The 20,356-nt window shown below is 69.2% G+C and carries 19 protein-coding genes and 1 other RNA gene; 6 read left to right on the top strand and 14 right to left on the bottom strand.

Annotation, left to right across the window (positions count from 1 at the left end):
- Positions 1-2: 2 nt before the first annotated feature.
- The 3 genes from pheS to rpmI all read right to left on the bottom strand — a co-directional run bounded on the left by pheS (position 3) and on the right by rpmI (position 1,884).
- The gene (pheS, locus tag Q8W67_RS03035; RefSeq protein WP_305540492.1) at positions 3-1,085 is read right to left on the bottom strand and encodes a phenylalanine--tRNA ligase subunit alpha; all 1,083 of its coding nucleotides are present in this window, start codon (positions 1,083-1,085) and stop codon (positions 3-5) included.
- 167 nt (positions 1,086-1,252) lie between these two features.
- Complete coding sequence (gene rplT / locus Q8W67_RS03030; RefSeq protein WP_043355811.1) at positions 1,253-1,630, bottom strand: 50S ribosomal protein L20; 378 nt, start codon at positions 1,628-1,630, stop codon at positions 1,253-1,255.
- Positions 1,631-1,680: 50 nt separating this feature from the next.
- Positions 1,681-1,884 carry a 50S ribosomal protein L35 gene (gene rpmI, locus Q8W67_RS03025; RefSeq protein ID WP_007561407.1) on the bottom strand — a complete coding sequence of 68 codons (204 nt, stop codon included), beginning with the start codon at positions 1,882-1,884 and terminating at the stop codon, positions 1,681-1,683.
- A gap of 385 nt (positions 1,885-2,269) precedes the next feature.
- On the opposite strand from rpmI, the gene Q8W67_RS03020 reads away from it, so the two are divergent.
- The 3 genes from Q8W67_RS03020 (at position 2,270) to dapE (ending at position 7,143) form a co-directional block, all read left to right on the top strand.
- The gene (locus Q8W67_RS03020) at positions 2,270-3,400 is read left to right on the top strand and encodes a glycosyltransferase family 4 protein (protein ID WP_305540471.1); all 1,131 of its coding nucleotides are present in this window, start codon (positions 2,270-2,272) and stop codon (positions 3,398-3,400) included.
- A gap of 150 nt (positions 3,401-3,550) precedes the next feature.
- Positions 3,551-5,896, top strand: coding sequence for an amylo-alpha-1,6-glucosidase (locus Q8W67_RS03015; protein ID WP_305540469.1), 2,346 nt, complete (start codon positions 3,551-3,553; stop codon positions 5,894-5,896).
- Between the two features lie 71 nt (positions 5,897-5,967).
- Positions 5,968-7,143, top strand: coding sequence for a succinyl-diaminopimelate desuccinylase (dapE, locus tag Q8W67_RS03010; protein ID WP_305540466.1), 1,176 nt, complete (start codon positions 5,968-5,970; stop codon positions 7,141-7,143).
- 28 nt (positions 7,144-7,171) lie between these two features.
- Here dapE and truA read toward each other — a convergent pair whose 3' ends face one another.
- From truA to recR, 4 genes are all read right to left on the bottom strand, one after another.
- Positions 7,172-7,924 (bottom strand): tRNA pseudouridine(38-40) synthase TruA, encoded by a 753-nt coding sequence (truA, locus tag Q8W67_RS03005; RefSeq protein WP_305540464.1) that lies wholly within the window; start codon positions 7,922-7,924, stop codon positions 7,172-7,174.
- The gene (fmt, locus tag Q8W67_RS03000) at positions 7,924-8,859 is read right to left on the bottom strand and encodes a methionyl-tRNA formyltransferase (RefSeq protein ID WP_305540610.1); all 936 of its coding nucleotides are present in this window, start codon (positions 8,857-8,859) and stop codon (positions 7,924-7,926) included. The genes truA and fmt overlap by 1 nt, the downstream gene beginning before the upstream one ends.
- A complete protein-coding gene (gene def / locus Q8W67_RS02995; protein WP_305540461.1) occupies positions 8,860-9,375 on the bottom strand; it encodes a peptide deformylase in 516 nt (171 codons plus the stop codon).
- 93 nt (positions 9,376-9,468) lie between these two features.
- Positions 9,469-10,074, bottom strand: a complete 606-nt coding sequence (gene recR / locus Q8W67_RS02990; RefSeq protein ID WP_305540608.1) for a recombination mediator RecR — start codon at positions 10,072-10,074, stop codon at positions 9,469-9,471.
- Between the two features lie 405 nt (positions 10,075-10,479).
- Here recR and Q8W67_RS02985 point away from each other — a divergent pair, with 405 nt between their 5' ends.
- The gene (locus Q8W67_RS02985) at positions 10,480-12,099 is read left to right on the top strand and encodes a phosphoenolpyruvate carboxykinase (RefSeq protein WP_305540458.1); all 1,620 of its coding nucleotides are present in this window, start codon (positions 10,480-10,482) and stop codon (positions 12,097-12,099) included.
- A 223-nt stretch (positions 12,100-12,322) separates the two neighbouring features.
- Here Q8W67_RS02985 and Q8W67_RS02980 read toward each other — a convergent pair whose 3' ends face one another.
- From Q8W67_RS02980 to Q8W67_RS02965, 4 genes are all read right to left on the bottom strand, one after another.
- Positions 12,323-12,646, bottom strand: coding sequence for a YbaB/EbfC family nucleoid-associated protein (locus tag Q8W67_RS02980; RefSeq protein ID WP_305540457.1), 324 nt, complete (start codon positions 12,644-12,646; stop codon positions 12,323-12,325).
- A gap of 84 nt (positions 12,647-12,730) precedes the next feature.
- Positions 12,731-14,590, bottom strand: coding sequence for a DNA polymerase III subunit gamma/tau (locus Q8W67_RS02975; RefSeq protein WP_305540454.1), 1,860 nt, complete (start codon positions 14,588-14,590; stop codon positions 12,731-12,733).
- A 37-nt stretch (positions 14,591-14,627) separates the two neighbouring features.
- Positions 14,628-14,726: signal recognition particle sRNA small type (gene ffs / locus Q8W67_RS02970), an RNA gene on the bottom strand.
- A gap of 42 nt (positions 14,727-14,768) precedes the next feature.
- Positions 14,769-15,029 carry a PepSY domain-containing protein gene (locus Q8W67_RS02965; RefSeq protein ID WP_305540451.1) on the bottom strand — a complete coding sequence of 87 codons (261 nt, stop codon included), beginning with the start codon at positions 15,027-15,029 and terminating at the stop codon, positions 14,769-14,771.
- A gap of 158 nt (positions 15,030-15,187) precedes the next feature.
- Here Q8W67_RS02965 and Q8W67_RS02960 point away from each other — a divergent pair, with 158 nt between their 5' ends.
- Both Q8W67_RS02960 and Q8W67_RS02955 read left to right on the top strand, forming a co-directional pair.
- Complete coding sequence (locus tag Q8W67_RS02960; RefSeq protein WP_305540448.1) at positions 15,188-16,726, top strand: YifB family Mg chelatase-like AAA ATPase; 1,539 nt, start codon at positions 15,188-15,190, stop codon at positions 16,724-16,726.
- The gene (locus Q8W67_RS02955) at positions 16,723-18,483 is read left to right on the top strand and encodes a bifunctional protein-serine/threonine kinase/phosphatase (protein ID WP_305540445.1); all 1,761 of its coding nucleotides are present in this window, start codon (positions 16,723-16,725) and stop codon (positions 18,481-18,483) included. Before Q8W67_RS02960 ends, Q8W67_RS02955 begins: the two co-directional genes overlap by 4 nt.
- A gap of 9 nt (positions 18,484-18,492) precedes the next feature.
- Here Q8W67_RS02955 and Q8W67_RS02950 read toward each other — a convergent pair whose 3' ends face one another.
- The 3 genes from Q8W67_RS02950 to Q8W67_RS02940 form a co-directional block, all read right to left on the bottom strand.
- Positions 18,493-19,212: a glutathione S-transferase gene (locus Q8W67_RS02950; protein ID WP_305540441.1), complete on the bottom strand. Its 720-nt coding sequence runs from the start codon at positions 19,210-19,212 to the stop codon at positions 18,493-18,495.
- Positions 19,213-19,359: 147 nt separating this feature from the next.
- Complete coding sequence (locus Q8W67_RS02945; protein ID WP_305540438.1) at positions 19,360-19,809, bottom strand: hypothetical protein; 450 nt, start codon at positions 19,807-19,809, stop codon at positions 19,360-19,362.
- 126 nt (positions 19,810-19,935) lie between these two features.
- The gene (locus Q8W67_RS02940; protein ID WP_305540435.1) at positions 19,936-20,325 is read right to left on the bottom strand and encodes a hypothetical protein; all 390 of its coding nucleotides are present in this window, start codon (positions 20,323-20,325) and stop codon (positions 19,936-19,938) included.
- Between the last annotated feature and the right edge of the window lie 31 nt (positions 20,326-20,356).

Genomic DNA, 20,356 nt, shown 5'->3' with positions numbered 1-20,356 from the left:
CTTCACCCCGTCAAACCGCCCACCAGGCTCGGCACGTCCAGCGGCCGGAAGCCGTAATGGTCGAGCCAGCGCACATCCGCCTCGAAGAACGGCCGCAGATCCGGCATGCCGTATTTGAGCATGGCGATCCGGTCGATGCCGACCCCGAAGGCGAAGCCCTGCACCGCGTCCGGATCCAGGCCGCAATTCCGCAGCACGTTCGGATGGACCATCCCGCAGCCGAGGATCTCCAGCCAGTCGTCGCCCTCGCCGAAGCGGATCTCGCCGCCCTTGCGGGAGCACTGGATGTCGACCTCGGCCGACGGCTCGGTGAACGGGAAGAACGACGGCCGGAAGCGCATCTTCACGCCGTCCACCTCGAAAAACGCCTTGCAGAACTCCTCCAGGACCCATTTCAGGTTGGCGATGTTGGCCGCCGTGTCGATCACCAGCCCCTCGACCTGATGGAACATCGGCGTGTGGGTCTGGTCGGAATCGTGCCGGTAGGTCCGGCCCGGGATGATCACCCGGATCGGCGGGGTCTGCGCCCGCATCGTACGGATCTGCACGGGCGATGTGTGGGTGCGCAGCACCTTGCGCTTCCCGTCGCGGTCCGGCGCCAGGAAGAAGGTGTCGTGCATCTCGCGAGCCGGGTGGCCCGGCGGGAAGTTGAGGGCCGTGAAGTTCAGCTCGTCCGTCTCGATGTCCGGGCCTTCGGCCACGGCGAAGCCCATGTCGGCGAAGATCGCGGTGATCTCGTCGATCACCTGGCTGATCGGGTGGATCCGGCCGCGCACCTCCGGCGCCTCGCGCAGCGGCAGCGTCACGTCGACCCGCTCGGAGGCGAGACGGGCCTCCAGGGCCGCCTCGACCAGCGCCGTCTTGCGCGCGGTGACGGCGCCCTGAACCCGGTCGCGAAGGCCGTTGATCAGCGGTCCGCGCTCCTTGCGCTCCTCGGGCGTCATCGCGCCCAAGGTCTTCAGCAACTCGTAGACGCTGCCCTTCTTGCCGAGGGCGGCCACCCGCACCGCGTCGAGGGCGGCCTCGTCGGACGCCGCCGTCACCTGGGCCAGGAGGTCGCGTTCGAGCGTGTCGAGATCGGTCATCGCTATCTTCGAGCAGGGTTGTTTGAGCCGCCGTCGCGGTGTGCTCTCGCGCGTTGTTCGCTGTCGCGCAAGCGCGTCATGGCGACGGAGCGGGGGCTGAGAACGACGAAGGCGCAGCTCTCGGGGGAGAGCCGCGCCTTCCGTACGTCTCGCCGTCGGCCTGAGGTTCAGGCAGCCTTGGCGGTGGTCTGGGGGAGCGCGGCCTTGGCCTTCTCGACCACGGCGGCAAAGCTCGCCGGCTCGTGGATCGCAAGCTCCGAGAGCGCCTTGCGGTCGACGACGATGCCGGACTTGGCCAGGCCGTCGATGAAGCGCGAATAGGTCAGGCCGTGCTCACGGACCGCCGCGTTGAGGCGCTGGATCCAGAGGGCGCGGAACGTGCGCTTCTTGTTCTTGCGGTCGCGATAGGCATACTGCATGCCCTTCTCGACCGCCTGCTTGGCGATGCGGATCGTATTCTTGCGCCGGCCGTAATAGCCCTTGGCGGCCTTCAGAACTTTCTTGTGCTTCGCGTGACTGGTCACGCCGCGCTTGACGCGGGCCATCGGTTATCTCCTGGTTTCGACGAAAGACAGTGGCAACGGGTGTCGAAGGCTTACCGCGCGTTGGGCAGGAAGTACTTCTTCACATTGGCAGCATCGCCCTCGAACAGGGTCGTCGTGCCGCGCAGGTTGCGGATCTGCTTGGTCGTCCGCTTGATCATCCCGTGGCGCTTGCCGGCCTGGGCGTACATCACCTTGCCGGTTCCGGTGATCTTGAAGCGCTTCTTGGCGCCCGACTTGGTCTTCAGCTTGGGCATTTGGCTCTCCGTTGCGCGAAAGTCCCTCGGGCCGGCCCGCGAGGGCCGGATGAGGTTTGCGCGATGATGCTTCTGGTGGAGCAGCACGAGCCGCCACGGCAGCCCTGATCGGCCGGGCGGTTCGACGCGGGCCGGCTTATGACAGAAACCGGCAGCCACGGCAACGGCGTCCGCAGCGGGCCGGAGCTGCCGCGTCGGCGCTCGCGGCCGGTCGTTCCGAGGACGCGATCCGGGGAATCCGGGGATAGACCCCGCGCTGCACAAAACAGGTGGCGACAAGGCTCGGCCGCAGGAACCATAACCTTGGCCGTCTGTTTCATTCATGTCCCGCTCAGGCCGGCAGGGTTAGACCCCCCGTCAAATTCGGCCAACCAGGAGACACTACGTGCGCATTGCCCAGATCGCTCCGTTGTCGGAGGCCGTTCCTCCGAAGTTCTACGGCGGCACCGAGCGCGTCGTCAGCTGGATCACGGAAGAACTGGTCCGCCAGGGCCACGATGTCACATTGTTCGCCAGCGGCGATTCGGAGACATCCGCAAAGCTTGCGGCCTGCACGCCCGAGGGGCTGCGCCTGCTCGGATACCGCGACCACACCGCGAGCCACCTGGCGATGCTGCATCAGGTGCATCGTCGGGCGAACGAGTTCGACATCCTGCACTTCCACATCGACCTGCTGCAGTACCCGATGTTCGAGGACTTGAACCACAAGTGCCTCACCACGATGCATGGTCGCCTCGACGTGCCGGACTTCATGCCGGTCTACCGCACCTTCACCGGGATGCCGCTCGTGTCGATCTCCGACAACCAGCGCGAGCCGATGCCCCCGAACGTGAACTGGCTCTCCACGATCCATCACGGCCTGCCCTCGCAGAACTGCCCGTACTTCCCCGAGGCGAAGGGCGGCTACCTCGCGTTCCTGGGTCGGATCTCGCCGGAGAAGCGTCCCGATCGCGCCATCGAGATGGCGATCCGCTCCGGCACGCTGATCAAGATCGCCGCCAAGGTCGACAAGGCCGATCAGGACTACTGGGACGAAGTCATCGAGCCGATGACCCACCACCCGTTGGTCGAGTATATCGGTGAGATCAACGAGGAGCAGAAGAAGGACTTCCTCGGCAACGCCCTGGCGCTCGCCTTCCCGATCGATTGGCCGGAGCCCTTCGGCCTGGTGATGATCGAGGCGATGTCGGCTGGTACTCCGGTGATCGCCTTCCGCAACGGTTCCGTGCCGGAGGTGATCAAGGACGGCGTGAGCGGTGTGCTCTGCGAGAACATGGACGAGGCGGTGGGAGCAGTCGCCAAGGTCAAGGCCATGAGCCGTGCCGGCGTGCGCCGCCACTTCGAGGGCCAGTTCACTGCCGAGTGCATGGTCAAGAAGTACGTCGCTGCCTACGAGCAGCTGCTCGCCCGGGGCGCCGATGTGATCAAGCTGCCGACCTCCGGCTTCAAGGCGCATTACGGTGAGGTCAACGGGTCGGCACGGCCCGCGATCCAGGTCGCCGCCATGCCGGCGTGAGAATCCCGGCATCGGGCTTGCGAGACAGGCCCTACCCGGCCTAGCGTCGTAAAGGCGCCTCATCGGAATGGTCACAAGGGCCGCCGCATCACAGGTGATGCGGCGGCCCTCTCGATTCGCACCTCTCACACGCACCCGGAGATGCCCTGCATGGCGGTGGACAACACGGCGGCGGCCCACGATGCGACCGCCAGAACTCAGGCGAGCGCCGCGACGGTGGCGCACGGCTTCCAGGACGCGGACGAAGTGCTGCCGACCTATCACATCGAGGCGCAGACCTCGCTGGTCGAGCGCCCCCTGCGCGCGCTGAAGTTCGGCGAGGCCTTCGGGGTCCTGGATTCCTACGGCGATATCGGCGTCCAGCCCGGCCCGGAGGGCCTGTACTTCCAGGACACCCGCTATCTCTCGCGCCTGGAGCTGACGGTGGAGGGCCAGCGCCCGCTGATGCTCTCGTCCGTGATGCAGGACGACAACGGGGCGCTGAGCGTCGACATGACGACGCCCGACATCCGCCTTGACGCCCACGACGAGACCTCGATCCCGCGCGAGACCATCGCGATCGAGCGCACCAAGTTCCTGTTCCGCGGCGGCTGCTACGACCGGATCGGCCTGCGCTCCTTCGATTCCAAGCACCGCCGCGTTCGCATCGCCGTCACCTTCGACGCGGATTACCGCGACCTGTTCGAGGTGCGCGGGACCGACCGCAAGGAGCGCGGCAGGCGCGGCGTCCTGGTGGCGAGCGATCGGGAGGTCCAGTTCCGCTACGTCGGTCTCGACGAGATCGTCCGTACGACGGCGCTGCACTTCGGGCCGAAGCCCGACCTGATCGAGCCCGGGCGCGTGGCCTTCGACGTGTCGCTGCCGCCCGGGGGGCGCGCCTCTCTGTTCATCCGCGTGACCTTCGAGGCGCACCGCGCCTTCACCAAGCCGCCCTCCGACGAGATGGTCGGCGAGGACGCCGCGGCCAAGCTGACGCTGGCGGCCAATGCCGGCGGCGCGCGGCGGGAGCCGAAGGATCTCGCCGAGGGGACGATCTTCGCCCGTGCCTACCGCGATTCGCGGCGTGACCTGCGCACGCTGACGGCGGGCATCACCACGATCATCTCGTCGAATGACCAGTTCAACGAGGGCCTGTGCCGGGCCACGGCCGACCTCTACATGCTGGCGACCCGCACTCCGGACGGGATCTACCCGTTCGCCGGCATCCCCTGGTACTCCACGGTGTTCGGCCGCGACGGCATCATCACCGCGATGATGGCGCTGTGGATCGACCCGAAATTCGCCCGCGGCGTGCTGCGCTACCTCGCCTCGACCCAGGCCCAGGCCGTCGATCCGGCCGCCGATGCCCAGCCCGGCAAGGTTCTGCACGAGACCCGCCGCGGCGAGATGGCGATGCTCGGCGAGGTGCCGTTCCGCAACTATTACGGGACCATCGACGGCACGCCGCTCTTCGTGATGCTGGCCTCGGAATATTACGCCGTCACCGGCGACCTGGAGACCGTTCGGGCGATCTGGCCGTCCCTTGAACTCGCCCTCGCGTGGATGGACCGGTACGGCGATCGCGACGGCGACGGTTTCGTGGAATACGCCCGCGACACCGACAAGGGCCTGGAGAACCAGGGCTGGAAGGACAGCCACGATTCGATCTTCCACGTCGACGGTCAGCTGGCGAAGGGCCCGATCGCTCTGTGCGAGGTGCAGGGCTACGTCTTCGCCGCCAAGAACGGCATGGCCAAGCTCGCTGCCCTACTCGGACACGATCCGATGGCCGAGCGGCTCTCGCAGGAAGCGGCCAGCCTGCGCGAGAAATTCGACGCGGCCTTCTGGAACGAGGAGATCGGCACTTACGCTCTGGCCCTCGACGGGGCGAAGAAGCAGTGCGCCGTGCGCTCCTCGAATGCCGGCCACGCCTTGTTCACCGGCATCGCCAAGCCCGAGCGGGCCAACCGGGTGGCCGAAACGCTGCTGTGCAAGGACGGTTTCAACGGCTGGGGCGTCCGCACCATCGCCAAGGGCGAGGCGCGCTACAACCCGATGTCGTACCACAACGGCTCGATCTGGCCCCACGACAATGCGATGATCGCGATGGGGCTGGCCCGCTATGACCGCAAGCACGAGGCCGCGCGGATCTTCCAGGGGATGTTCGACACCTCGCTCTACCAGGACCAGAAGCGCCTGCCGGAGCTGTTCTGCGGCTTCATGCGCCGGCGCCAGCGTGGGCCGGTGGCCTATCCGGTCGCCTGCAGCCCGCAGGCCTGGGCGGCGGCCGCCCCCTTCGCGTTCCTGGCCGCCTGCCTGGGGCTGGAACTCGACCACGACCGGAATCGTGTCCGGCTCAAGAACCCGGTCCTGCCGGGCTTCCTCGACGGCGTGACGCTGTACAACGTCAAGCTCGGTGCCTCGCGCCTGGACATCCGGTTCCAGCGCTACGACGACGACGTCACCGTCTCGGTGCAGCGTCGCCACGGCGACGTACAGGTGGTGGTGACCAAGTAAGGGCTCCCGCAAGCGGCCCGCTTTGGTTTAAGCGGGCCGCGCGGCGCCTCCCGCCGCCCAGGGAGCGCACGATGTCGGCCGACACTTACAACCAGCAGGCCCCGCTGCATCTGGCGCAGGCCCTGATCCGCTGCCCGTCGGTCACCCCGGAGGATCGCGGCGCGCTCGACGTCGTGGCCGACGCTCTCCGGCCCGCGGGCTTCGCGGTCGAACGGCCGGTCTTCTCGGAGCCCGGCTATCCCGACACGCCGAACCTCTACGCCCGGATCGGCCGGCGCGGCCCCTGCCTCGTCTTCGCCGGCCACACCGACGTGGTGCCGGAGGGCGAAGCTTCCTGGCGGCACGGCCCGTTTGACGGGGCGGTGGCGGACGGGATGCTCTACGGGCGCGGCGCCGCCGACATGAAGGGCGGCATCGCCTGCATGCTGGCCGCGACCCTTGCGTTCCTCGCGCGCCGGGGCACCGACTTTCCCGGCTCCATCGCCTTCCTGATCACCGGCGACGAGGAGGGGCCGGCGGTCAGCGGCACGGTCAAGCTGCTCGCATGGGCCCGGGCCCGGGGCGAGCGCTTCGACCATTGCCTGCTCGGCGAGCCGACCAACCCCGGACGGCTCGGCGAGATGATCAAGATCGGCCGGCGCGGCTCGCTCACCGGCAAGCTCACGGTGCTCGGCCGCCAGGGTCATGTCGCCTATCCGCATAAGGCCGAGAACCCGATCCCAGGTTTGCTGCGGCTCGCCTCGGCGCTGGTCGCGGAGCCGCTCGACCGCGGCACGGCGCATTTCGACGCCTCGAACCTTGAATTTACGACGATCGACGTGGGCAATCCCGCCACGAACGTGATCCCGGCGACCGCGCGGGCGACGTTCAATGTCCGGTTCAACGATGACTGGACGGCCGCCAGCCTCGGCGCCGAACTCCGGACGCGGCTGGAACAGGCGGCCGGCAGCGCCGTCCGCTTTACCCTCGACTTGCAGCCGTCGAACGCCCCGGCCTTCCTCACGCAGCCAGATGCCTTCGTTGACCTCGTCTCCGCGGCGATCCGGGCCGAGACCGGCCTGACGCCAGCCCTGTCGACCACGGGCGGGACCTCGGATGCCCGCTTCATCAAGGATGCCTGCCCGGTGATTGAGTTCGGCCTCGTCGGCGAGACGATGCATCAGGTCGACGAGTGCGTGGCGGCGGATGATCTCGATCGGCTGACGGCGATCTACGGCCGGGTATTGGAGGCGTATTTTTCGGGCTGACCGCGAAGCCGTCGCGCCGGCCCGTGGCTCAACCGTAATCCACACCCACGAACGTCAGCCCACCCGCCGGCGCCAGCGGGCCACAGCGGCGCTTCTCGCCCGAGGCCAGGATGTCGCCGACATCGTCCGCCGACAGCCGCCTGCAGCCCGCGAGCATCAGCGTCCCGACCATCGCGCGCACCTGATGGTGCAGGAACGAGCGTGCGCACGTCGTCACGACGATCTCCTCGTGCAGTCCCATCGGCATCCGGATGACGTCGAGGCGCTCCAGCGTCCGCACGGGGCTGTTCGCTTGGCACTCGGCGGCCCGGAAGGCCGAGAAGTCGTGCAGCCCGACGAGCCGCTGGGCGGCGACGTGCATCAAATCCGGGTCGAGCGGCCAGGGCACGTGCCAGACATGGGCGCGGGTGAGCGCTGCGGGGCTGCGGCGGTTGAGGATGCGGTAGCGGTAGTGCCGGCGGATCGCCGAATGGCGCGCGTCGAATTCGGGCCCGACGAGGGTGGCGTCCAGGATCGCCACCGGCTGCGGCCGCAGATGGGCGTTGAGCGCGTCGCGCACCGTGTCGGTCCGCCACGCCTTGGCGAGGTCGAGATGGGCGACCTGATGGGTCGCGTGCACGCCCGCATCGGTCCGCCCGGCGCAGGTGAGCCGAGCCGCCTCCCCGGAGAAGCGTGTCACCGCTGCCTCGATCGCCCCCTGGACCGTGGGATCGTCGGCTTGGCGCTGCCAGCCGCAGAACGGTCCTCCGTCGTATTCGATGACGAGCTTGTAGCGGGGCATCAGCCGAGACGGGCGCCGGGCGCGATGCGGGCGCCGCGGACGAATTCGGCACCGCTGGCGCTCCCGCCCTTGCCAGCCCGGCGCAGCTCCGTCAGCCGCACGGCGCCGTCCTCGCAGGCGACCGTGCCGTCCGCGTCCAGGAGGGTCCCCGGCGCGCCAGTCCCGTCGCCGATCGCGGCCCGGAGGACCTTCACCCGCTCCGCGCCCTTTCCGAGATCGATCTCGAAGAACGCCCCCGGAAAGGGCGACAGTCCGTTGATCTGATCGGCGACCCGCGCGGCTGGACGCGCCCAGTCGATCCGCGCCTCGTCGTTGCCGATCTTGTGCGCATAGACGACGCCCTCGGCTGCTTGCGGCGTTAAGGCAAGCGCCCCGCGTTCGAGGCGCTCGAGCGCCTCGGACATCAGGTTGGCGCCGATCGGCATGAGCGCGTCGTGCAGCTCGCCCGCATTCATGCCCGGGCCGATCGGGACCCGCGCCTCAAGAGCCACCGGGCCGGTATCGAGCCCGGCTTCCATGCGCATGACGCCGACGCCACTCTCGGCATCGCCCGCCATCACGGCCCGCTGGATCGGCGCCGCACCGCGCCAGCGCGGCAGCAATGAGCCGTGCAGGTTGAGGCAGCCGTATTTGGGCGCGTCGAGGATGACCTGTGGGAGCAGCATCCCGTAGGCAACCACGACGGCGACGTCGGCACGATGCCCGGCGAAGGTCTCGACGGCCTCGGGCGTGCGCAAGGTCCCGGGCGTCAGCACCGGCACCCCGAGGGTCTCGGCGAGGGTGTGGACCGGGGAGGGTCGCAGACTCATGCCGCGGCCGGCCCGGGCGGGCGCGCGAGTGTAGACGGCGACGATGTCGTGCCCGTCCTGTGCGAGCCGCGCCAGCGTCGGCACCGCGAAATCCGGGGTGCCCATGAAGACGACGCGCATCGGGATTCAGGCCGCGTCGCGCTTGGCTGCCTTGGTGAACTTCTTGATCACCCGGTCCCGCTTCAGCTTCGACAGGTGATCGATGAACAGCACGCCGTTGAGGTGATCGATCTCGTGCTGGATGCAGGTCGCCAGCAGGCCGTCCGCCTCGATCTCCAGCTCCTTGCCGTCGAGATCGCGGAACTTCACCCGGACCCGGTCCGGCCGCTCGACCTCGGCGTAATATTCGGGGATCGACAGGCAGCCCTCGTCGTAGACCCGCCTCTCCTCCGAGGACCAGACGACCTCGGGATCGATGAAGACGCGCGGCTCGCGCACGTTCTCCTCCTTCGACGTGTCGATGGTGACGATGCGCTTGGCGACGCCGACCTGGATCGCCGCGAGGCCGACGCCGGGCGCATCGTACATCGTCTCGAACATGTCGGCGACGAGCGTGCGGATCTCGGACGTGATCGGACCGACCGGATCGGAGATCCGGCGCAGCACGGGGTCGGGGAGGATGACGAGCGGGCGGATGGTCATGGCGGAAACCGGCAAGGAGAGCGCCGGTGCACGTCCGGGCTCGGCGTCGAATAGGATGCGGGTGAAGACCGGTCAAATACCGGTCCCGACGGTTCAGAACGCAGTGCGGCTTCGGATCGCCGCGGAGAGCGTGCCTTCGTCGAGATAGTCGAGCTCGCCGCCGACCGGGACGCCGTGGGCGAGGCGCGTCACCTTGCGGTCGAGGTGGCGGATCGACTCGGTGACGTAGTGAGCCGTGGTCTGGCCGTCCACGGTGGCGTTGAGAGCCAGGATGATCTCCTTCACCTCGGGCAGTGCCGCACGCTCGACCAGGCTCGCAAGGTTGAGGTGCTCCGGCCGCACGCCGTCCAGTGCCGAGAGGACGCCGCCCAGCACGTGGTAGCGGGCCTTGACAGCCCCCGAGCGCTCGAGGGCCCACAGGTCCGACACGTCCTCCACAACCACCAGGGTCGAGGGGTCGCGCTCCGGGTCGCGGCAGATCGTGCACGGCTCCGACGTATCGACGTTGCCGCAGCTCGAGCACACCACGATGCGCTCGGCCGCGATTCGCATCGCGTCGGCCAGCGGCCCGAGAAGCGTGTCCCGCTTCTTGATCAGCTGGAGCGCCGCCCGTCGCGCCGAGCGCGGGCCGAGCCCGGGCATCCGGGCCAGGAGCTGTATCAGGCGCTCGATCTCGGGGCCGGCGACGGCTTGGGGCATCATGCCTCTTGGTCGAAGGGTGATCGGGACGTTCTGCAGGGCATAGCGGCCGGCAGACGAGGCGCAAAGCCGCATGGCCGCTCACCCTACATATGGGAATTCTGGACACGGTTTCCCCTGCCGTTATTCAGAATGCCACTCTGTAACTGGTTACAGGGCGGCGTTCCTGCGGCCACGACTTGGGTGAAACAGGATCGTCCACGTTGCGGGCCTCCGGCAAAGCCCCTTATGACGGCAACGTTTCGCCGCCTACTCAGCATGTCGGCGGCGAGCGACCGGGGAGCGGAGATCCTGCGTGCGGCGGACCTGTACGACCGCACGGACGTCCCCGGGCAATCCCGGACGCAGCTGCCGTCCGGTCATGTCGCGTTTTCGGCACGAACAGGGGCCCCGGGAGATACGCTCTTGACCAACATCGGTGATCACAACGTGGCCCACGGCGCGGAGGCCACCGGCTTCCGCGATCTCAAGGCCGTGCATTGGAATTTCGAGGCTCCGCGCCTCTACGAGGAGGCGCTCAGCCGTAAGGAAGGCCAGCTTGCCCGCGGCGGCGCCTTCGTGGCGACAACCGGCAGCCACACCGGCCGTTCGCCGAAGGACAAGTTCGTGGTGCGCGATGCCGCCACCGAGAACGAGGTCTGGTGGGAGAACAACGGCGCGATCACGCCTGAGCAATTCGAGACGCTGCGCCAGGACTTCCTGAAGCATGCCGAGGGCAAGGAACTGTTCGCCCAGGACCTCTACGGCGGCGCCGATCCGGCCCACCGGGTGAAGGCCCGGGTGTTCACCGAGTTCGCCTGGCACTCGCTGTTCATCCGCAACCTGCTGATCCGGCCGGACCGCTCCGAGATCGCGTCCTACGTGCCGGACATGACCATCATCGACCTGCCGAGCTTCCAGGCCGATCCCGCCCGGCACGGCTGCCGGTCCAAGACCGTGATCGCCATCGACTTCGCCAAGAAGCTCGTGCTGATCGGCGGCTCCGCCTACGCGGGCGAGATGAAGAAGTCGGTCTTCACCTATCTCAACTACATGCTGCCCGGTAAGGGCGTGATGCCGATGCATTGCTCGGCCAACGCGGCGCTCGACGCCGAGGGCGGCTCGGCGATCTTCTTCGGCCTGTCGGGCACCGGCAAGACCACCCTGTCGAACGATTCCTCGCGTCAGCTGCTGGGCGACGACGAGCACGGCTGGTCCAACGAGGGCATCTTCAACTTCGAGGGCGGTTGCTACGCCAAGACCATCCGGCTCTCGCGCAACGCCGAGCCCGAGATCTACGCCACCACCGAGCGCTTCGGCACCGTGATGGAGAACGTGGTGATCGATCCGGCGACCCGCGTGCCGGATTTCGACGACGGCTCGCTCACCGAGAACACCCGTTGCGCCTACCCGCTCGACTTCATCGCCAATGCGAGCGCCACCGGCCGGGCCGGGCATCCCAAGAACATCGTGATGCTCACCTGCGACGCCTTCGGGGTGATGCCGCCGATCGCCAAGTTGACCGGCGCCGAGGCGATGTACCACTTCCTGTCCGGCTACACCGCCAAGGTGGCCGGCACCGAGCGCGGCCTGACTGGCCCGGAGGCGACCTTCTCGACCTGCTTCGGCGCGCCGTTCATGCCCCGGCACCCGAGCGCCTACGGCAACCTGCTGCGCGACCTGATCGCCAAGCACAGCGTCGATTGCTGGCTGGTCAACACCGGCTGGACCGGCGGCGGCGTCGGCACCGGCCGGCGCATGCCGATCCGCGTCACCCGGCGGCTGCTGACCGCCGCGCTCGACGGCTCGCTCGCCCAGGCCGAGTTCCGCCGCGACCCATATTTCGGCTTCGCGGTGCCGGTCTCGGTGCCGGGCGTCGAGCCGCACATCCTCACCCCGGTCAAGACCTGGGGCAACAAGGGCGCCTTCGTCGAGACGGCCGCGCGGCTGGTGAAGATGTTCGACGACAACTTCAAGCGCTTCGAGACCCACGTCGATGCCGACGTGCGCGCCGCCGGGCCGAGCTCACAGGCGATCGCGGCCTGATCGGGACATCGGGCGGTCTCATCGGCCGCCCGATCCATCCAGCGGCCTCCTATCGTGCCCGCTTCGAGCATCCGATCTGTCCGACCCATATGTCGTCGCGAGCGCGGCGAGGCGATCCAGGGACGCGGCAAGTCCCGAGAGCGGCGCCGCTGGATCGCTCCGCTCGCAAAGGCGACCACCGCGCGTCCGAGATTTTCGACCCGACGCCGAATCGGACGGCCGACTAAAACGGCAGCTTCATGCCCGGAGGCAGCGGCAAGCCCTTGGTCAGCTCGGCCATACGCTCCTGCATGGTCGCCTCGGCCTTGCCGCGGGCATCGTTGCAGGCGGCCACGATCAGATCCTCGAGAATCTCGCGCTCTTCGGCGACCATCAGGGACGGGTCGATGCTGACCCCCTTCATCTGCCCCTTGGCGGTCATAGTGACCCGCACCGATCCGCCCCCGGAGGCACCCGTCACCTCGATATGGTCCAGCTCGGCCTGCAGGGAACCCATCTTCTCCTGCATGGCCTGAGCCTGCTTCATGATGCCCATCAGGTCGCGCATGCGGCTCTCTTTCCGTCTCGTGTCGGTGATGTCATCTGGGTACGGCGCGGCCGGCGCGCCATGCGGCGGCGAAGCGGGCGCGCCTCAGAAGTCGTCGTTCTCGGCCTCGTCCGCGGGAACGGCATCGCCTTCCCCATGGATCTCCTGCTCGGCCGTGGGGGCGGTCTCGCGCACGTCGACGATCTCGGCCCCCGGGAAGCGCGCCAGCACCTCGCGCACGAACGGGTCGGCGGCCGCGTTTTCGCGGCGGGTTTCGGTGGCGGCCCGGGCGGCGGCGTCGAGGGTCGGCGCGCCCGCCTCCTTCGACAGGGCCACGACCCAACGCCGGCCGGTCCAGCGCTCGATCGCGGCGGCGATGTCGGTGGCGAGGCTCGATCGCCCGCCCGGTGCGAGCCGCAGCTCGATCCGGCCTTCCTCGAAGTGCACGAGATGCACGTCGCGTTCGAGCGCGGTCTTCAGCAGGATGTCGCGATTGGCATCCGCCAGCGCCACGAGGTCCTCGTAGCGGACGAGCCGCGGCGCGGGTGGCGCGGCCGGCCGCTCGACAGGGGCGGCCATCGCTGTCGGCAGCGGCGTGGGGGCCGTCACCGCCACCGGGGCCATGACAGGTATCGGCCGCGGTGCGGTGGCGAGGGCCGCCTGTCCACCGCCACGCAGGTCGGGGATCGGCGGCAGCGGCGGGCGGCCGGAGGTGGACGGCTCGTCGGCAGGCACCGCCCTAGCCTCGGCCTTGAGCTGGCGCAGCGCCTCGTCGGGGGTCGGCAGGTCGGCCGCGTAGGCGAGGCGTACGATCGCCATCTCGGCCGCCGCGAGCGGGCGCGGTGCGGCCTGCACCTCGGGAATTGCCTTGAGGAGGATCTGCCAGGCGCGCGACAGGGCGCGGACCGAGAGCTTTTCCGCGAACTGGCCGCCGCGGACGCGCTCGGTCTCGCTCAGCGTCGGGTCGGAGGCGGTCTCCGGCACCATCTTGAGCCGCGTGACGAGGTGCGTGAAGGCGGCGAGGTCCGAGAGCACCACCGACGGGTCGGCTCCGGAATCGTATTGCGCCCGCAATTCCGCGAAGGCCGCCGGCACCGCGCCGCGCATCACGGCCTCGAACAGGTCGAGGATCCGGGCGCGGTCGGCCAGCCCCAGCATGTCGCGCACGCTCTGAGTGGTGACGGCACCGGCGCCGTGGGCGATCGCCTGATCGAGGAGCGAGAGCGCGTCGCGCACGGAGCCCTCGGCGGCGCGCACGATTGCGCCGAGCGCCTCCTCCTCGGCCTCGACTCGCTCGGCCGCGCAGACCTTGGCGAGATGGGCGTGGAGAACGGGCGCCTCGACCCGGCGCAGGTCGAACCGTTGGCAGCGCGACAGGATCGTGACCGGGACCTTGCGGATCTCCGTGGTGGCGAACACGAACTTGGCGTGGGGCGGCGGCTCCTCCAGGGTCTTCAGGAAGGCGTTGAACGCCTTCTCGGAGAGCATGTGGACCTCGTCGACGATGTAGACCTTGTAGCGCGCCGAGACCGGTCCGTAGCGGATGCCGTCGATGATCGCCCGCACGTCGTCGATGCCGGTATGCGAGGCAGCATCCATCTCCAGCACGTCCATGTGCCGGGATTCCATGATCGCCGCGCAATGCAGGCCGAGTTCCGGCATGGTCACGGTCGGCCCGGTATCGGGGACGCCGGCGCGGGCGTAGTTGAGGCCGCGGGCGAGGATACGGGCGGTGGTGGTCTTACCGACCCCGCGCACGCCCGTGAGCATCCAGGCCTGGGGGATGCGGTTGGCCGCGAATCCGTTAGCCAGGGTCCGCACCATGGCGTCCTGGCCGATCAGGTCGCCGAAATTGGTCGGGCGGTATTTTCGCGCGAGCACCCGGTAGGGCGTCGCCGCGCTGGCGGGGCTCGTGAACCCGGGCAGGCCCGGCTCGTCGTCAGGCGTGCCGGTCGAAGCGTCCATGCCGTGTCGGGATCGGGCTGCCGCGCGCCAGGGAATGAGGTGGGAGGCTGGACGAAGACCCGCTCGGTCTCGTTAGGGCTGCTTCCTTCCGGACCTGACCCGGTTGGCGAGTGAAACGTCCCTCGCCAACCCCCCGCCGGCTATATGGCCGGGGTGCTTGCCGAACGCAAGCGGCAGCCTACTCCGCCTTGCGCTTCACCACGGCCAGGGTCTTCGGATCGAGCTTCAGGTCGAACTGCTTGCCACTGGCGTCCACTGCATCGTCGACCTCGATCATCCCGTCGTCCAGCTCGATCTCCTTCCACTTGGTGAAGCCCTCCTGGCGGAGCATGGCCTCGACCTTGGCCTGTTGATCGGGCGGCAGCTTCTCGTCGGCACGGGCGACGACGCCGAATCCGGCGACGACAGCGAGGGCGAGGAGGGTTCTGGCGAGGCGCATGGCGGTCTCCATTTCTCAAGGTCGCTTCGCCTGTGAACAGGAACGCGGCGAGCATGTTCCATCGCGGCGGGGATCCCCTTGAGACCGCTTCGATTCTCCAGCACAGCTAAGGTTCCCCGCCGCACCGTGCCGGCCGAGGGGCCGAGGAACCTTGCCCTATGGTCACCCGCGTCGCCACCGTGGCCTTCGAGGGGATCGAGGCGCGCGCCGTCGACGTGCAGGTCCAGATCATCCCGGGTTCGGTGACATTCACCGTGGTCGGGCTGCCCGACAAGGCGGTGGCCGAATCGCGCGAGCGCGTGCGCGGCGCGCTGATCGCCTCGGGTCTGGCGCTGCCGGCCAAGCGCATCACCGTCAACCTCGCCCCGGCCGACCTGCCGAAGGAGGGCTCGCACTACGATCTCCCGATCGCGCTCGGCGTGATGGCGGCGATCGGTGCGATCCCGGCCGACGCGCTCGCCGGCTATTGCGTGCTTGGCGAACTCGCCCTCGACGGCAGCATCACGGCGGTCAACGGCGTGCTGCCCGCCGCCATCGCGGCGGGATCGCGCGGCCTCGGGTTGATCTGCCCGGCGGCCACGGGCCCGGAGGCGGCCTGGGCAGGCGGCGACCTCGACGTGCTCGCCCCGCGCTCGCTGATCCAGCTCGCCAACCACTTCAAGGGCAGCCAAGTCATGGCCCGGCCGGAGCCCTCGGTGGCCGGCCTCGCGGGCCCACTGCCAGATCTCGCCGACATCAAGGGCCAGGAGGGTGCCAAGCGCGCCCTGGAGATCGCTGCGGCCGGCGGTCACAACCTGCTGATGAACGGGCCCCCCGGATCGGGCAAATCGATGCTCGCCGCCCGGCTGCCCTCGATCCTGCCGCCGCTGAGCCCTCGGGAACTGCTCGACATCTCCATGATCCAGTCGGTGGCGGGCGCGCTGAAGGACGGCGCGCTCTCGAACCGCCGGCCGTTCCGGCAGCCGCACCATTCCGCCTCGATGGCGGCCCTTGTCGGCGGCGGCCACGGCGCCCGGCCGGGTGAGGTGTCGCTGGCCCATGGCGGTGTGCTGTTCCTCGATGAACTGCCTGAGTTCACCCCGCAGGTCCTCGACAGCCTGCGCCAGCCGATGGAGACCGGCGAGGTGATGATCGCCCGGGCGAACCACCGGGTGACCTATCCGGCCCGATTCCAGCTGGTGGCGGCCATGAATCCGTGCCGCTGCGGCCAGGGGCTGGAACCGGGCTATGCCTGCCGGCGCGGCCCGAACGAGCGGTGCATGGCGCAGTACCAAGCGCGGATTTCCGGCCCGCTGCTCGACCGGATCGACCTGCGCATCGAGGTCCCGGCGGTCACGGCTGCCGACCTGATCCTGCCGCCGCCCGCCGAGGGCACGCGCGAGGCCGCCGCCCGCGTCGCCGCCGCCCGCACCCTCCAGGGTACGCGCTACGCCGCGCGGGGGCTGCCGGTCTCCACCACCAACGCCACCTGTCCGGCGAACCTGATCGAGGACGTCGCGAGCCCCGATGCCGAGGGGACCGCGCTGATCCGGCAGGCGGCCGAAAGCATGCGGCTCTCGGCCCGCGGCTTCCACCGGACGCTCCGCGTCGCCCGCACCCTCGCCGACCTCGACGGCGAGGCGCAGGTGCGCCGGCTGCACCTGGCGGAGGCGCTCTCCTATCGCGGCCGAGGCGACGCGCCGGCAGTGGCGGCGTGAGCGGCTCTGCCGCGAAGGCCCGCGACCTGACGGTCTCGATCGGGCAGTACAGCGCCGCCGGCAGGAAGGACGCCAACCAGGATTTCCACGGCGTCCTCGTGCCGCCGCAGCCGGCGCTCGGCCTGAAGGGCATCGCGGTGGCGCTCGCGGACGGCATCAGCAGCAGCGCCGTCGGCGCGGCGGCGAGCGAAACCGCGGTCAAGAGTTTCCTCAGCGACTACTACGCCACCCCCGACACGTGGTCGGTAAAGACCTCCGGCCAGCGCGTGATCGCGGCGACGAATTCCTGGCTCTACGCCCAGACCCGGCGCGGCCTCGATCCGCACGACGCCGACAAGGGCTACGTCACCACCTTCAGCGTGCTGGTCCTGAAGTCGCGCACCGCGCACATCTTCCACGTCGGCGATGCGCGGGTGTGGCGCGTCGCCGGCCGGTCGCTGGAACAGCTCACCGAGGACCACCGCGTCGTCGTCTCGGCCGCGGAATCCTATCTCGGCCGCGCCCTCGGTGCGAACGCCCGGGTTGAGATCGACTACCATACGCTCGGCATCGAGGCCGGCGACGTCTTGGTGCTCACTACGGACGGGATTCACGAGCACCTCCGCCCGCGCGATATGGTGTCGATGATCGTGGCGGCAGGGGACGATCTCGGCGCCGCCGCGCGGACGATCGTCGAGGCCGCCCATGCGGCCGGAAGCCCGGACAACCTGACCATCCAGATCGTGCAGATCGACTCCGTGCCGGAGGGTGAGCCAGCGGACCTCCTCGGCGGCATCGATGGGCTCGACCCGGCGCCCCTGCTCGACCCGCCGGCCGATTTCGACGGCTACCATCTCCTGCGCACGCTCCATTCCGGCCCCCGCAGCCGGGTCTATCTGGCCGCCGATAGCGAGACGGGTGCGCGCGTCGCCCTCAAAGTCCTGTCCCTCGACCTGCGCGACGATCCCGCCCAGCGGAAGCGCTTCGTCATGGAGGAGTGGATCGCGCGGCGCATCGACAGCCCGCACGTGCTCAAGGCCCATCCGCAGACCCGCCGACGCAGCCACCTCTATACGGTCATGCGCTACGTCGAGGGACAGACGCTGACCCAGTGGATGCGCGACCATGCGGTACCCGAGCTGGAGGCGGTGCGCGGTATCATCGAGCAAATGGCGAAGGGCGTGCAGGCCTTCCACCGTCGCGAGATGGTTCACCAGGACCTGCGGCCGGAGAACGTCCTGATCGACGCCTCCGGAACCGTCCAGGTTATCGATTTCGGCGCCACCAAGGTGGCCGGTGTGGTCGAGGGCGATCCGCGTATCGACGCGGCCGAGATCCTCGGGACGGTGCAGTACACCGCGCCGGAGTGTTTTCTCGGCGAGCCGTCGACGCCCGGCTCCGACGTGTTCGCGGTGGGCGTGATGGCCTACCAGATGCTGACCGGCCGGCTGCCCTATGGCGGGCAGGTGCCGCGGGCGCGCACGCGCGCGGCCCAGCGGAAGCTCCGCTACGTCTCGGCCCGCAGCGCGCGACCGCTGCTCCCGGTCTGGGTCGACGGGGCGCTCCGGAAGGCCGTGCATCCCGATCCCGCCCGGCGGTACCGGGCGCTCTCCGAATTCGTCCACGATCTCCGGCATCCCAACCCGGCCTTCACGGACGCGCGCCGGGCGTCGCTGCTGGAGCGGGACCCGCTGCTGTTCTGGCGGCTGCTGTCGCTGGTGCTGGGGCTCGTCGCGCTGTGCTTGGCGGCCCTCCTGATCGGCCGGCCGATCCGGTGAGAGGCCGCGTCAGGCGTCGAGTTCGGGATAGTGCCGGAAGATCCCATCCTCGTTGAACGGGATGCGCCGCTCGCTCGCCAGATAAGCGGCGATCCGCGGACGCCGCGCCACGGCAGCGTGCAGCCGTGCGACGTGGGGGGCGTCGCGCAGGGCCGCCGCAGAGGCCTTCGGAAACGCGTAGCGCAGGCCGTCGACGAGCTGAAATAGGGACAGATCCGCGTAGGACAGACTCGGACCGACCAGTCGTTCGCCACCGTTGGCCGCCAGCACGCGCTCGAAATAGCCGAGGAATTTCGGCATGCGGGACTCGCGAAAACCCTTCGCCCGGCGCTGCGCCTCAGGCCTCTGGTCCGCGTACCAGAGATCGACGCCCACCGGATGGTGCGTGTCGTGCGCCTCGTCTACCGCGTCCGCGATGGTGAGCTGGAGCTGATGCGTCCAGATCCTGTCCCGCTCGGCTTCCCCGACGAGGCCGAGGCGGGGCCCGAGATAGATCAGGATAGCGGCGGTCTGGCCGATAACGACGTCGCCGTCCCGCAGGAACGGCGGCGCGAAGGGCGGCCGCGGGTTCCCGGGATCTGACAGGCGCACGAGCATCGGCTCGATGCCGCCGGCCTCGTCGTCCCGTCGCGCCACGTCGATGAAATCGGCGCCGGACTCCTCCAGGGCGAGGCGGATGAACTCGCCGCGCCCCTGGATCATCGGCCAGTAGTGAAGCTCGTAGGGCATCGCCGTCTCCTCGGTCGAGAAGCTGAAGCGCGCGCGCGGTTCCCGCGGATGGCCGTTCCCGATGGCGCTGCCATCAGGAGTGGATCTGCGGCCCTGATCTGACGCGCTCGCCGGCGCCGAACGGGTCGGCGCCTCGGCGGTGAGCGATCAGTTGGCCGGGGCGTCGTCCTCGGCCGTGGCCTTCTCAGGCGGCGGCTCTGCGCTGGCTACCGCCTTGCGGATAAGCATCGGCTGGAGCCGCTCGGCGAGCTGCTGGCCGAGGTGCTCGGCGTAGGCGCCCTTGAAGTAGCGCTCCCCGGTCCTGGCACCGTAGAGCCGATCATGCCCCTGGATCATCGCGGCGACTTCCGGGCGGCAGAGGAAGCCGGTGATGCCGACGGCTTCGTACCAATGGCCGGCGCGGGCTTCGGCCGTCGCCTTCGGATTCGCCAGCACAGTCTCGGCGAAGCATTCGGTGGCCGCATGCCGGAGCGGGGCCAGGACCTTCTCGGCCTCTGCCGGGTTCACGGCCGGAGCAGCTTGATGCCGGTGAGAACGCGCCTGTGCCGTCGAGACGAGGGCCAGGACGGTGAGGGTGGCGAGGATCGGTGTCTTCATGCGGGCGGCCTCGTCGGGTGTCCGAACCGCGTTCAGCATTCCCTCATGATTGCGTCGGGAACGGGGCTGAGCATGCGGTGTCAGCGCCTCATTCGGGGCAAGATCCGGACCGTTTCTGGCGCGCGTTCAGCCACGGCGCTCGGCATTCCAGCGTCCGCGACATTCGAGGGCGCCGGACGCGCTCCAGGTGCCTTTGCCAAAGCCTTCCGGGCCGAGGCGGCCGGTCACGTCGGCGGTGGCGGATCCGTTCGAGATCGAGCCCCGGATCGCGCCGTTCCCGGCGACGCTGCCTTGCACGACGAAGGCGGTCCCGATGAAGCGGGCGCGCCCGTGCTCGATCTTCACGGGGTAGCGGTAGGCCCGGTCGCAGGTGCCCGATTCGGTGAGGACCTCGACGCTCCACGTACCATCGAACCGATCCGGTTGCTGAGCCCTGCGCTGGACCGCCCCGGCAGAAGTCGCGCAGGCGACGATCAAAGCGGTGGCGGCCAGGCGCGTCAAACGTCTCCGTGTCATGGGTCGATCCGAATCTTGTGAAGACCGGCGG

Source organism: Methylobacterium sp. NEAU K (assembly GCF_030700285.1).
Classification (GTDB): Bacteria; Pseudomonadota; Alphaproteobacteria; order Rhizobiales; family Beijerinckiaceae; genus Methylobacterium.
This window is presented reverse-complemented; position numbering and strand designations above follow the sequence as displayed.

Coding starts and splice junctions, on each gene's coding strand:
- Q8W67_RS02940 (WP_305540435.1), bottom strand. CDS start 20,325: ATGACACGGAGACGTTTGACGCGCCTGGCCGCCACCGCTTTGATCGTC.
- rplT (WP_043355811.1), bottom strand. CDS start 1,630: ATGGCCCGCGTCAAGCGCGGCGTGACCAGTCACGCGAAGCACAAGAAA.
- dapE (WP_305540466.1), top strand. CDS start 5,968: ATGTCGGCCGACACTTACAACCAGCAGGCCCCGCTGCATCTGGCGCAG.
- Q8W67_RS02945 (WP_305540438.1), bottom strand. CDS start 19,809: ATGAAGACACCGATCCTCGCCACCCTCACCGTCCTGGCCCTCGTCTCG.
- truA (WP_305540464.1), bottom strand. CDS start 7,924: ATGCCCCGCTACAAGCTCGTCATCGAATACGACGGAGGACCGTTCTGC.
- pheS (WP_305540492.1), bottom strand. CDS start 1,085: ATGACCGATCTCGACACGCTCGAACGCGACCTCCTGGCCCAGGTGACG.
- Q8W67_RS02950 (WP_305540441.1), bottom strand. CDS start 19,212: ATGCCCTACGAGCTTCACTACTGGCCGATGATCCAGGGGCGCGGCGAG.
- Q8W67_RS02965 (WP_305540451.1), bottom strand. CDS start 15,029: ATGCGCCTCGCCAGAACCCTCCTCGCCCTCGCTGTCGTCGCCGGATTC.
- def (WP_305540461.1), bottom strand. CDS start 9,375: ATGACCATCCGCCCGCTCGTCATCCTCCCCGACCCCGTGCTGCGCCGG.
- recR (WP_305540608.1), bottom strand. CDS start 10,074: ATGCCCCAAGCCGTCGCCGGCCCCGAGATCGAGCGCCTGATACAGCTC.
- rpmI (WP_007561407.1), bottom strand. CDS start 1,884: ATGCCCAAGCTGAAGACCAAGTCGGGCGCCAAGAAGCGCTTCAAGATC.
- Q8W67_RS02960 (WP_305540448.1), top strand. CDS start 15,188: ATGGTCACCCGCGTCGCCACCGTGGCCTTCGAGGGGATCGAGGCGCGC.
- Q8W67_RS02980 (WP_305540457.1), bottom strand. CDS start 12,646: ATGCGCGACCTGATGGGCATCATGAAGCAGGCTCAGGCCATGCAGGAG.
- Q8W67_RS02975 (WP_305540454.1), bottom strand. CDS start 14,590: ATGGACGCTTCGACCGGCACGCCTGACGACGAGCCGGGCCTGCCCGGG.
- Q8W67_RS03015 (WP_305540469.1), top strand. CDS start 3,551: ATGGCGGTGGACAACACGGCGGCGGCCCACGATGCGACCGCCAGAACT.